Genomic DNA, 11767 nt, shown 5'->3' on the forward strand with positions numbered 1-11767 from the left:
TCGGCGGTCAGCGTTGTGCGGCGTGGGCGCGCATGAATGCCTCAATCTGCGGCAGGGTGACGAAACCGTTCTTTTGCGCATCGATCTCGTCGAAATGTTTCGCCACCATCGGCATGCCGCTGGCGGCCTGTTCGCGGGTGAGCTTGCCGTCGCGCGTGGTGTTGGCATTCGAGAAGCGGGTCTGCAACTGGCCGAGCGCACGTTCGACGTGCGGGCTGGCGCCCATCGGCTGCGTGGCTGTCTGCGCGAAGGCCGGGACCGAAGCGATGCACACGAGGCAGGCGGCAACAGCGGCAAGGATCTTTCGCATGAGTCTCTCCTTGATTCGGATGCGAATGAACAAGTCAGGTGAGGCTCATTCTATTGAGCCGCGTTGCAAGCGCAATCTCGGCCGTGTCGTGAATCATGTCGCCGCATGTCATGCGCGCGGCATGGCCGGCTACGACACGCGCTGACACAAGTCATCACTCACGCTTTGCACGACGCTTCGCTATCGTTCTCATCGCCGGCCAACGCTTTCCTTGCGTGGCCGTTTTCAACGTCTGACGTGCATGAGGACCAACATCATGAACTTTCGCTTGCTGAGTGTTTCCGCCGTGGCCGCCGTTACCTTGACTTGCGCCAAGACCGCAATGGCCGGTACGAGCGTACAGGTTTCCTATGTGGCGCCCGCGGTCGTCATTGCATCGCGGCCTCCGGTGTACTACTACGCGCCGCCGCCGCGGCCCCCGTACTATTACGTGCCTGCGCGCACCGTGATGGTTGCGCCGGTGCCCGCGCCGGTGGTGGTCATCGCGCCGCCGCCGAGACCGCCGGTCATTGTCGCGCCGGTCCCGCTTCCGGGTTATGCGGTGACGCCCGCGATCAGAGTGACCTACGCGCAGCCAGTCTATCGCGCGCCTGTTGTCGTGCTGCCCTGAACGCTTCCTCCGCTCGACGCAACAAGTGGCAAGAGCATAGTGCATTCGGGGCATGCTGAATGCGTAATGCAATACGCAAAATGCGTTTCACGCTTTTCTTTCCGGGCGCCTCCTATACTGGATTGATTGCATCGGCCATGCGCCGATGCTGCCGCGCATCCGGTGCCATGCATCCGCGTAGCGGCGTTCCACCAGGAGGATCGAGCCATGCTATTCATCGTCAACTGGACGGCGCAGCCCGAAGTGGAAAGACAGGCCGCCGAGCGCTTCCTCCAGACCCGCGGCGCGCCGCCGGATGGTATCCATCTGATCGGTCGATGGCATGCAATCGGCTCGATCTGGGGTATCGCCGTATGTGAGTGCGATGACGTCGAACCGCTGGCCCGCTGGGCGCTCGAATGGGCCGACATCTTCATGTTCGATATCAAGCCGGCGATCACCGACGAGCAAGTCGGCAGGATGCTTGCCGAACACGCTGAGAAACAGTAAAGAGGCCACGCGGGCGGGCGTCATACGGACCGGACAACGAACGGTCGTTTGCAAGCGCCCGCAATGGGCGATCTAAGGGTTTGCGTGGCTTGCAGTGCGGCAATCCATGCCTCAGCATTCATAAACGTACTAGATAGTTAATTTTGGATGGCGCTGCGCCACTGCATGCTCCGTCTGACGATACTGCCGCATAGGAGCGAAGCGTGATTGAAGCGAAGACCCAGGAACCTTGTGTGATTTCCGTCGCGATTACCGGATCGGTGCCGCGCAAGAAGGACAATCCGGCTGTGCCCATCACGATTGCCGAGCAGATCGAAAGCACGCACGAAGCCTATGACGCGGGCGCGACGCTCGTGCATCTGCATGTGCGCGACGAGGACGAACGCTCCAGTTCGGACCGTCACCGCTTTGCGGAATTGCAGGAGGGCATCCGCAAGCACTGTCCGGACATCATCATTCAGTTCTCGACGGGCGGACGCGGCCGTTCGTTCGAGCAGCGGGGCGCGATGCTGGATCTGAAGCCCGACATGGCGTCGCTCGCCACGGGTTCGGTGAACTTTCCGACTATCGTCTACGAGAATCCGCCGGACTTCGTGCGCTCGCTTGCGCAGACCATGCTCGACCATCACGTGAAACCCGAGATCGAGATCTTCGATCTGGCGATGCTGTACAGCACCGTCGATCTGGTGAACCAGGGCCTGCTGAAGTCGCCGGTGCATGTGCAGTTCGTACTCGGCGTAAAGAATGCATTGCCCGCGCGGCGCGAGATTCTGGAGTTCGAAGTCGAGCAATTGCGCAAAAATCTCCCCGATGCAACCTGGACCGCCGCAGGCATCGGGCGTCATCAACTCGAGGTGAATCACTGGACGCTCCAAATGGGCGGCCACTGCCGTACGGGCCTCGAAGACAACGTGCGCTGGGACAAGGACACCCTCGCCAAGAGCAATGCGCAACTGGTCAGCCGGGTGGCTTCGCTATGCGCGGAGTATGGGCGGCCGGTAGCGACCGCGAAGGAAGCGCGCAGACTGCTGTCGCTCTAGACAAGGGAACCCCGCAAGTCACGAAGGGCGCGCCGCCGGGCACCGGGGCGCGCCCTTTGTGTTTCGGCGCAACGCCGCCGCCCGTTTGCATCACGCATTTTGCATTCTTGATGGAAAACTCAGCCGCGGAAGCGGAAAAAATCTGCCTTACAATCGGTGCTCCTCCCTGACAAGCGGGTCCTCGCGAGAACATGAACGAGCGCAAGGCAGCCGGTCTCGCCGACCGGATCTACATCGACATCCTCAACCGCATCGTCGAAGGCGAGTTCAAGGAAGGCGACCGGCTGCTGACAGAGCACGCGCTCGCGGAACGTTTCGCCACCTCGCGCCCCACGGTGCGCGAGGCGCTTGCCCGCCTGCGCGCCGATGGCATCATCGTGACGCGGCGAGGTTCGGGCACCGTGGTCGGGCGTCGGCCTGATCCGGCCGCCCGGCGCTTCGCTCCCGTAGAAACGTTGTCCGACATCCGACGCTGCTACGAATTTCGTCTCGTGATGGAGACCGGCGCAGCCGAACTGGCCGCCGACAAGGCCGAGGACTCGGATCTGCACGCGCTCCGGCTCGCCTGGAACCGGATGGCAAGCTCCGTCAAGGCGCAAGAGGGCATCGATGCCCGCGATGATTTTGCATTCCGTCTCACCGTGGCGCGGACATCGAGAAACCCGTTCTTCGTCACGGTGCTGTCTTTGATCGAAGAGCAGATCGTCTTTACTTCGAACCTGTCGCAGACGCTGTCGCCGCTCAATGCGCTGGAACGTCAGCGGCTCGTGCAGCAGGAACTTCTGGAGGTGCTCGAGGCGATCGAAGGCCATGACGGCGCTAACGCGGCAGCTGCCATGGACGCTCATCTCAGGAAGTCACTTGAGCGCATGTTCGGCGTTTGACGAACGTTGTCATACAACCTTGATAACTGGCCTAAGCCATCCCTAAGCCACCCCTAAGCCGCTAAAGTTGCCTGACAACTTCGCACTTAATAATGGAATGTATCCGCTGCCTGGCTAAAACGGCCGCCAGCCCGCATTGACAAGTCCCGGTCCCGGCACCGGAGGCGCAACCGACGACCTGGAGCCGCAAAGGAAACTCTCGGAAACGCTCAAGGAAACATCCTTGGTGAGCGGTTAACCCGCTGAGAAAACGCCGGCTTCGGGTATCTCCCAAGATACGGCCGCAAGCCGTTATCGGCTTAAGAAAACGATACCTCTCAAGGTTTCGGTAACACGCCCGCGCGAGCCAATTTGCTTGACATCCTATAACCTCGTTAGCTATTTTTCAGCTTCCAGAAGTAATCAGGATGCGCGCAGAACCAAACAACCAGACAAGCCCGAATTAAAAATCACGCAGCACAGAGAAAGAATCACAAACGGGGCGGCGCTCGCGCGGCAGGCAATGTCGGCGGCGCGACCGACCCCTTCCCGACCCGTGGTTGCGAGCGAAGTGAGGAGACGACAACATGGTTTTCAAGGCAGGACTGTCAGTGAAGCTGGCGGCGGTGTGCATCGCCGTCGGCGCGGCCTTCGGCATGAGCGCGGCGCAGGCGGCCGATCCCGTGTCGATCAACATCGTGGACGTCGCAGGCAATCTGCAACTGACGCAAAAGGGTTTCGAGGCCTTCAAGGCCAAGTATCCCGACCTGGTTTCCAGCATCACCTTCACCAACGCCCCCGCGCCGCAGTTGCCCGGCAAGATCAAGGCGATGCAGGCGGCGGGGCGCTCGGACATCGATCTCGTCGTAACGGGCACTGACGCGCTCGCAGCCGGCATCCAGCAGGGTCTGTGGGAGAAGCTGCTGCCGGATCAGGCGAAGGCGTTCCCCGGCGTGCTCGACAAGTACGCGCCCGGTCCGCGCAAGATGCAGGACATCGCGCAAGGCTATGGCCTCGAAGTGACCTACATGCCCGCGGGTCCGCTGCTCGAATACAACCCGGCCAAGGTCACCGACGTCCCCAAGACCCCGGATCAACTGCTCGCGTGGTGCAAGGCGCATCCGAACAAGCTGATCTATGCTCGTCCCGCCAACTCCGGCCCGGGCCGCACCTTCCTGATGGGCCTGCCGTATGTGCTCGGCGACAAGGACCCGATGGACCCGATCAACGGCTGGGACAAGACCTGGGCGTTCCTCAAGCAGCTCAACGACTGCGTTCCCTACTATCCGGGCGGCACCTCGGCCGTGATGAAGGAACTCGGCGAAGGCACGCGCGACATGACGGTGACCGTGACGGGCTGGGACATCAATCCGCGCGCGCTCGGCATCGTGCCCGCGGAGTTCAAGGTCGGCGCATTCGACAACATGACCTGGGTCAACGACGCCCACTACATGGTGATCCCGAAGGGCGTGCCGAAGGAAAAGCTCGACGTGCTCTACAAGCTGATGAACTTCATGCTGGAGCCCGCGCAGCAGGCGCTGACCTATGACGACGGCTACTTCTATCCGGGCCCGGCGGTGAAGGACGTGCCGCTCTCGATGGCACCCGCGAAGAGCCAGGAAGTGATCCAGAAGTTCGGCCGTCCCGAGTACGCCAAGTTGCTCGCGGACCGTCCGCACGTCGTGCCGCTGAATGCGCAGGCGATGGTCGCCGCCTTCCAGAAATGGGATCGCGAGATCGGCGCGGCGAAGACGAAGTAAGCCCGAAGCGCCCTCGATGCGGCGACGTTCCCTGAGAGGAGCGTCGCCGCTTGCACAAGACACGCGCCCAATCACGCGCAGGAATTCGTCATGAAGCACACCTTTGAGCAACTGCGCCTGGACTCGGTCTCGCGCAGCTTCACCAACGCGGAAGGGCAACAGCTCGCCGCACTGAAAGGCCTCGATCTGAACATCCAGCGCGGAGAGTTCATCGCGCTGCTGGGGCCATCGGGTTGCGGCAAGTCGACCGCGCTCAACTGCATCGCGGGCCTGCAGCCGCTGACGGGCGGCGGCATCTGGCTCGACGACAAGCGTATCGACGTCTTGCCGCCCGAGAAGCGGGGCTTCGGCATGGTCTTCCAGAACTATGCGCTGTTCCCGCACATGTCGGTGCTCGACAACGTCGGCTTTGGCCTCAAGATGCGCGGCGTGCCGAAAGCGGAAGCGACGATGCGCGCAAAGGCCGCGCTGCAACTCGTGCAGCTGATCGGTCACGACGCCAAGCTGCCCGGTCAGCTCTCCGGCGGCCAGCAGCAGCGCGTGGCCATCGCCCGCGCGATCGTCATCGAGCCGCCGCTCGTGCTGATGGACGAACCGCTCTCGAACCTCGACACCAAGCTGCGCATCGAGATGCGCGCGGAGATCCGCCGCATTCACGGCAAGCTGGAGCGCGCCACGCTCTACGTGACGCACGATCAGGACGAGGCGCTGTCGATGGCGGATCGCATCGTCGTGATGAGGGAGGGCGTGGTGCAGCAGGTGGCGTCGCCGAAGGAAGTCTATTCGCGGCCGAAGAACCTGCATGTCGCACGCTTCATGGGCTTTCGCAATGTCGTCGCGGCGACGCTCGAAGGCACGCAGGGCGAAGCAGTCGCCGTGAACGCAAACGGCGTGAAGCTGCTCGGTACGCCGATGGAAGGTTTCGACAACAAGCAGGTGTCGGTGGCGCTGCGCCCCGAAGACATGGAGCGCGCGGCGTCCGGCACTGAAAACGCCTTCGATGCGCATGTGGAAGTGGTCGAGTATGGCGGCCGCGATTCGCTCATCATCGTGAATACGGCGTTCGGCAGGCTGTGGGCGCGCATCGCGGGCGAATGCACGGAGGGCGAGCGCATTGCGCTGCGCGTGGCGCCGTCGAAGATCCTCGTCTATGGAGCAGAGCAATGATCGCGTTGCCCGCCCAGCCGCGCGATCCGAAGGGCTGGCTGGTCGCGCCGGCGTTGCTCTTCATCGTCGCGCTGTTCATTTATCCGTTCGCCTATGGGCTGATGCTGTCGTTCCAGCCGATGAACGGCGGCAGCATCTGGGCCAACTACATCACGTTCTTCACCGACACGTCGATGTGGCCGACCATCATCGTCACGCTGAAGCTCGCCGTGCCCGCGACCCTCATCAACGTGGGCGTCTCGGTGCCGGTGGCGTTCGCGTTGCGCCGCACGTCGCCGTGGCAGAAGTTCGTGACCACGCTGCTGGTCGTGCCGGTGACGCTCGGCACGGTGCTGATCGCCGACGGCATGCTCACCTATTTCAGCCCCAACGGCTGGTTTCCGCAGGCCTTGCAGGCGCTGCACCTGTACGGCGATGAAGTGCGCCTCACGCATAACTACTGGGGCGTGCTGATCTCGCTGATCGTGTCGGGTTTTCCGTTCGCGTTCCTGCTGACCTTGTCCTACGTGACCGGCATCGACCCGACGCTCGCGCGCGCGGCCGCCACGCTCGGCGCGAGTCCCTGGCAGCAATTTCGTCAGGTCTATCTGCCGTTGCTGCTGCCCGGCCTGACGATGACCGCATGCCTCTCCTTCGTGCAGGCGTTCTCCGTGTTTCCGTCGGCGGTGCTGCTCGGCGCGCCGGCCGGTCCGACGCGCGTCATTTCCATCGCCGCCTCGGAAGCCGCGTTCGAGAGCTATGACTATGCGCTGGCATCGACCATCGCGATCGTCATGGGCTTCGTGCAGTTGCTCGTGGTGGGCGGCATGCTCGGCGCGCGCCGTTTCTTCTATACGGGTCCGGTGACCGGAGGCAAGGGCTGATGACAACCGATAACCACGCGGCGTCCGGCTGGCAGTCCGGCGCCCCGACCCAGAGCGCTACCCGTGCGATGAAACAGCAAACGAGCCTCCGTGACCGACTGTGGAAGGGCATCGTCTGGGCGACGATGGCCTTCTTCCTCCTCAATGTCCTGTTGCTGATCGCGACCGTCGCCGTGAACTCGGTGGCGACGCGCTGGTTCGGCACGCTGCTGCCGCAGGGCTTCACGTTGCACTGGTATGCGCAGGCATGGAGCGATTTCCAACTCTCGAGCGTGCTGCTCGTGACGCTCGAAGTGGTGGGCGCGGTGGTGCTGCTGTCCATCGTGCTCGGCGTGCCGGCGGCGTATGCGCTGGCGCGCGTGCAGTTTCCCGGCAAGCGTTTCGCCATGCTGGTGTTCCTGTTGCCGCTGATGGTGCCGCCCGTGACCTACGGCATCCCGATGGCCACGGTCATGTACAAGTTCCATCTCGCGGGCACGCTGATCGGCGTGATTCTCGCGAACCTGGTGCCGGCGCTGCCGTTCGTGATTTTGGTGATGACGCCGTTCATTGAGCAGATCGATCCAAATCTGGAATCGGCCGCACGCATTTTTGGTGCGAACACGTTCCGTTATTTTCGTTACGTGCTGCTGCCGCTGCTCGTGCCGGGCATGCTCGCGGCGGGGCTGCTGGTGCTGGTGCGCACCATCGGCATGTTCGAACTCACGTTCTTCACCGCCGGGCCAACCACGCAGACGCTGGTGGTTGCGCTGTACTACGCGGTGTTCTCGACGGGCGTGCGCGCGCCGCAATCCATCGATGCCATGGCCATGATCTACATGGCGATCACGATGGTCTGGGTGCTGATCGCGCTGCAGTTCGTGAGCCCGACGCAGCTCGTGTCGCGCGTGAAGGAACAGAAACAGTGACCGTGACCGATACCCACGCGCGCCGTTTCTCCCTGACGAAGCAGCAACGTGACGACCATGCGTGAAGTCGTGACACTCGAGGCCGAGCCGAAGCTCGTCCTCTCCAGCGGGCCGCATACGCTGGAGATCGCGCCGCAGGCCGGCGGGCGCATCACGCGCTTCGCCACCGCCGATGCACACGGCGTTCAGGAATGGCTCGCGCCGGTGACGGAAGCACGCTGGCCCTGCGACGCGTGGCCGAAGGGCGGAAGTTATCCGCTCGTGCCGTTCTCCAACCGCGTCCGCGATGCGCGCTTTACCGGACCGGACGGCTCGCCCGCCGAGCTGGCGACATTTCCCGGCATGCCGCACGCGCTGCACGGCTTCGGCTAGTTCGCGGCGTGGCAGGTGGAACTGCACGAACCGGATTGCGCCGTGCTGCGCTTCGTGCATCGCGCGGACGAGCATGGCTGGCCGTGGGCGTTCGAAGCGGTGCAACTGATCGAGGCCACGTCCGAGGGCGCGCGTCTGTCGATGCGCGTGTTGAACCGCTCATCGCTGCCGATGCCGGTCGGTCTGGGTTTCCATCCTTATTTCACCGCGCGGGCGGCGGACGTCGAAGCGAGCACGCTGTGGCGCCATGAAGGCGAGATCGCGATCGGGGTAGCCAGCGAGGCGCCGGCCCGCCAGCACACGCGCGAGATGCAGGGCTACACGCGTTATCTGAGCGGCTGGGACGGCCGCGCGACGCTGCACTACGCGCACGGCCGCACGCTAACCCTCGTGGCTGACGACGCATTGAGCCACGTCGTCGTGCATTGTCCGGCGGGGGCGGGCTATCTGTGCGTCGAGCCGGTTTCGCACGTCAGCGACGGTTTCAATCTCGCGGCGCGCGGCGTGGACGGAACGGGTGTGGCGGTCATCGAGCCAGGTAGTGAAATACGGGCGTCGCTCGTGATGGCAACCGGCGTGACCCCGGCCCCATGCGACGGCGGCGGCGTCTGACACGCGCTTCCACGGAGGTCCGCACGCGCGAGGCGTTCGCGGGCAACAGGCCTCCAGCCACAAGGCAGGCAACGCAGGCAAGCGGGTTCATGCGACACCTCCGACAAACATCAGCGCCTGAGCGGCGTTGAAAAGAACGCTTCGACCATATCGACGATCCGCCAGGTCGCGCACGGCCGACGGCAATGCGCGTCGAACCCGGCGTCCTTGAGCATCTGCACGGGGTCGGCGGGCCAGACGTTGCTCATCGCGACGAGCAGGCGGCCGGTCATCTCCGAATCCATCTGGAGCGTGCGGAGGAAGACGTAGCCGGAGTCGCTGTCGAGGCTCGTGTCGAGCAGCAGCGCGTGCGGCTGCCAGCTTCCGACCAGCGCGCGGACGGATTTGAGATCCTGTGAATGGATGACCTGCAAGCCTTTGAGCCGAAGTTGCACGGCGAGCGAATCGCCGATCGACTTGTCCTTGTGAGCGATCAGCACACGGCGTGAAGCGTCGCTGGTGCGGGCCCGCTTGATTCGCCACAACGCGAACTCGCTCTCGTTGTCGGCTAGACGGCTTGACATCTCATCCTCCTGATCGTTATTTGATGTGGTTGATTCGATGCCGCCAGTTTCGTCCGGCCGTGCTTATCGCTCAACCCGGCACGGGAAGGGGAGTTCAAAGATTTTGGGAGACTGCCGAATGGATCCCTGCGAAAGGGGGGTAGAAGTCGCGCAAGGCCCGCGTAAGATCGGAACCGTTCTCGGAGCGTCGCAATGGAAAATGGCTATTTCAAAACAGTGTTGCTAGTTGAGGACGAAGGGCTCACCAGGAGCGCGATGAAAAGTCTCATCCTGGCCAATGAGCCTTTGCTCGAAATCGACGAGGCCGACGGTTTCGAACAGGCGAAAGTCAAGCTTTCGGCCAATACCTACGATCTGATCTTCCTCGACTACCATCTGCGTGGCCAGGACACCGGGATGGACCTGCTGAACTGGATCCGCGAGGAAGAGCGCGAAGTCCAGACCATCATGCTGTCGGCCCAGGACGACCGCGACACCGTGCTCGAATGCATCAAGAACGGCGCGTGCGGTTTCATTTCCAAAGGCAGCGAGCAGGGTGCCGGCGTGTTCCGCGAGGCGTTGAAAACCATCCTGAACGGCCGCGTGTACCTGCCCAATACCGTGCTCGGCAAGGGCGGTCATAGTCCGAGACCAGTCACGCCGCATCCGAGCGTGACGGTCGAGTCGCTCGACCTGCCGCCGCGCCTCACCGAGACGCTGCGCTATCTGCTGCAAGGCCTGTCGAACAAGGCGATCGCGCGCAAGATGAACATCAGCGAAAACACCGCAAAGGAATATTCGAGCGATCTGCTCGCGCGTTTCCACGTCACGCGGCGAACCTTCCTGATCGTCGAGATGGCGCGGCGCGGCATCGAAATGCCGATGAGCAATACTTCGTCGGCGTCCTGATCCGGACGCCGCCGCACAAGGCCGCCTCGGAGGCGGCCCATCCGCGTTTAGGAACGTTCCGAGGAATTCATCGCGAGATGGTAAGGTAGAGCCCGGACTAATTCGAGACGGGTTCAGCGCAGGTGATTCGCAGGCTATCGTTCAAGAAAATGCAAGGTGCCGGCGCGGCGTTCGCTGCGAGCGCGGTGCTGCTTCTCGGCGCGTGTGCGCCGCTTCCACAGCAGGACGGCACGGATGCCGCCGCGCCCGCGTCGGGTACGGCGCCGGTCCAGGCTTCGCGCACGCCGGTGCGGCCGGCCGCGCCGGCCCTGCCTCCCGGCGAGCGCCGCATCATGGTCGGCAGCCCGGAGGGCTACCACCTGATGATCAAGGCGAAGACCCCCAGCCAGGTGTGCGACGACGACGCCTTCGCCGACGGTGTCCGCTACGGTTACGCGCTCACGTGGAACCGGATGGTCGGCGAGGACGCGCGCAACGGCGGCAAGCCGAAGCGCAAATTCGATCCCTCCGCGATCCACTCGCAGGACGATCAATACAAGATCCAGTGGGATGGCAAGGAGCGTGTCAACGCGTGCGCGTCGGATGGCTATCTGATCGGACGGGTGGTCGGCACCCATCTGGCGGGCGTCGACATGCGCGACGGCAAGCCTTCCTGAGCCGCCGCGCGGGAGCACTCAGTCGCGGCTCAGTCGCAGGTATGGGTGGCCGCGACATAGCGGCTCGCCACGCCGATATCGCCGTAGATCGAATAGCCGGTATTGTTCGCCGACGCCTGCGCGATCAACAATACGACGGATTGACTCGTCAGACCGCCGCTCGGGATCGAGATGGCCTGTGTATCAGGGCCCGGCGAGTATTCACGCACACGTCCGCCGATCGGCGCCCACGCCGATTTCACACAGCGAACGAAATCGTAAGGCTTGCTCTGCGACGTGCCGGACCCGATCGGCACGGTTCGGAGCAGGCTGTCGTCCGTCGCGGCGCACGCGCTCAGCAGGGAAGCACCCAGCGCCGCACACAGAAGCGTTATTTTTCTCTTCATATGATTCGAACCCTTTTTAGTCATTTGCATGTTGCCGCATGGCCGGTCCGATCTTAGCGGCTTTTCTTCATCTGGATCGGCGCCTCGAATTACAAACGGTAAGACTCCGAGCGCCGACACAGCGCCCGCCAACCTTACAGTCCGTACTTTTCCCAATATGCGTCAAGTCGGGTCAACCGTCGCCGTTATATAGGCGTTTCATTGCTAGAAGCCATTTGTATGGCGCGAGCGCGGGCGACCCGAGCCGAATGCGTGTTTTTCCAGCGCATGGCGCGCACGG

15 protein-coding genes are annotated in these 11767 nt (G+C 63.2%); 12 read left to right on the forward strand and 3 right to left on the reverse strand.

All coding sequences use genetic code 11. The features are described 5' to 3' along the window. Nucleotides 1–7 precede the first annotated feature (7 nt). Nucleotides 8–310 (reverse strand): EF-hand domain-containing protein, encoded by a 303-nt coding sequence (locus QCE63_RS29015; protein ID WP_309837980.1) that lies wholly within the window; start codon nt 308–310, stop codon nt 8–10. Nucleotides 311–566: 256 nt separating this feature from the next. Between QCE63_RS29015 and QCE63_RS29020 the strand changes: the two genes are divergently transcribed. From QCE63_RS29020 to QCE63_RS29065, 10 genes are all read left to right on the forward strand, one after another. Then, complete coding sequence (locus QCE63_RS29020) at nt 567–920, forward strand: hypothetical protein (RefSeq protein WP_309837981.1); 354 nt, start codon at nt 567–569, stop codon at nt 918–920. A 207-nt stretch (nt 921–1127) separates the two neighbouring features. Further along, nucleotides 1128–1409 carry a DUF3303 family protein gene (locus QCE63_RS29025; RefSeq protein WP_309837982.1) on the forward strand — a complete coding sequence of 94 codons (282 nt, stop codon included), beginning with the start codon at nt 1128–1130 and terminating at the stop codon, nt 1407–1409. Nucleotides 1410–1612: 203 nt separating this feature from the next. Next, nucleotides 1613–2449: a 3-keto-5-aminohexanoate cleavage protein gene (locus QCE63_RS29030; protein ID WP_309837983.1), complete on the forward strand. Its 837-nt coding sequence runs from the start codon at nt 1613–1615 to the stop codon at nt 2447–2449. Nucleotides 2450–2640: 191 nt separating this feature from the next. Next, nucleotides 2641–3333, forward strand: coding sequence for a GntR family transcriptional regulator (locus tag QCE63_RS29035; protein ID WP_309837984.1), 693 nt, complete (start codon nt 2641–2643; stop codon nt 3331–3333). 635 nt (nt 3334–3968) lie between these two features. Continuing rightward, nucleotides 3969–5072: an ABC transporter substrate-binding protein gene (locus QCE63_RS29040; RefSeq protein ID WP_404990228.1), complete on the forward strand. Its 1104-nt coding sequence runs from the start codon at nt 3969–3971 to the stop codon at nt 5070–5072. A gap of 90 nt (nt 5073–5162) precedes the next feature. Then, the gene (locus tag QCE63_RS29045) at nt 5163–6239 is read left to right on the forward strand and encodes an ABC transporter ATP-binding protein (protein WP_309837986.1); all 1077 of its coding nucleotides are present in this window, start codon (nt 5163–5165) and stop codon (nt 6237–6239) included. After that, on the forward strand, nt 6236–7102 hold the full coding sequence (locus QCE63_RS29050; RefSeq protein WP_309820034.1) for a sugar ABC transporter permease: 867 nt from the start codon (nt 6236–6238) through the stop codon (nt 7100–7102). Before QCE63_RS29045 ends, QCE63_RS29050 begins: the two co-directional genes overlap by 4 nt. 68 nt (nt 7103–7170) lie before the next feature. Continuing rightward, the gene (locus QCE63_RS29055) at nt 7171–8010 is read left to right on the forward strand and encodes an ABC transporter permease (RefSeq protein ID WP_404990229.1); all 840 of its coding nucleotides are present in this window, start codon (nt 7171–7173) and stop codon (nt 8008–8010) included. 48 nt (nt 8011–8058) lie between these two features. Then, a complete protein-coding gene (locus QCE63_RS29060) occupies nt 8059–8382 on the forward strand; it encodes a hypothetical protein (RefSeq protein WP_309837988.1) in 324 nt (107 codons plus the stop codon). A 15-nt stretch (nt 8383–8397) separates the two neighbouring features. After that, nucleotides 8398–8994 carry a hypothetical protein gene (locus tag QCE63_RS29065; protein WP_309837989.1) on the forward strand — a complete coding sequence of 199 codons (597 nt, stop codon included), beginning with the start codon at nt 8398–8400 and terminating at the stop codon, nt 8992–8994. Nucleotides 8995–9104: 110 nt separating this feature from the next. Here the strand turns inward: QCE63_RS29065 and QCE63_RS29070 are convergent, their stop codons facing one another. Beyond that, nucleotides 9105–9557: a histidine kinase gene (locus QCE63_RS29070; RefSeq protein WP_309837990.1), complete on the reverse strand. Its 453-nt coding sequence runs from the start codon at nt 9555–9557 to the stop codon at nt 9105–9107. Nucleotides 9558–9749: 192 nt separating this feature from the next. Between QCE63_RS29070 and QCE63_RS29075 the strand changes: the two genes are divergently transcribed. Together QCE63_RS29075 and QCE63_RS29080 are read left to right on the forward strand one after the other, a co-directional pair. Beyond that, nucleotides 9750–10445 (forward strand): response regulator transcription factor, encoded by a 696-nt coding sequence (locus QCE63_RS29075; RefSeq protein WP_309837991.1) that lies wholly within the window; start codon nt 9750–9752, stop codon nt 10443–10445. 149 nt (nt 10446–10594) lie between these two features. Then, nucleotides 10595–11101, forward strand: coding sequence for a hypothetical protein (locus QCE63_RS29080; RefSeq protein WP_309837992.1), 507 nt, complete (start codon nt 10595–10597; stop codon nt 11099–11101). 29 nt (nt 11102–11130) lie between these two features. On the opposite strand, the gene QCE63_RS29085 is transcribed toward QCE63_RS29080, so the two are convergent. Continuing rightward, nucleotides 11131–11487 carry a hypothetical protein gene (locus QCE63_RS29085; RefSeq protein WP_309837993.1) on the reverse strand — a complete coding sequence of 119 codons (357 nt, stop codon included), beginning with the start codon at nt 11485–11487 and terminating at the stop codon, nt 11131–11133. Between the last annotated feature and the right edge of the window lie 280 nt (nt 11488–11767).

The sequence above is a fragment of the Caballeronia sp. LZ065 genome, from assembly GCF_031450975.1.
Classification (GTDB): Bacteria; Pseudomonadota; Gammaproteobacteria; order Burkholderiales; family Burkholderiaceae; genus Caballeronia.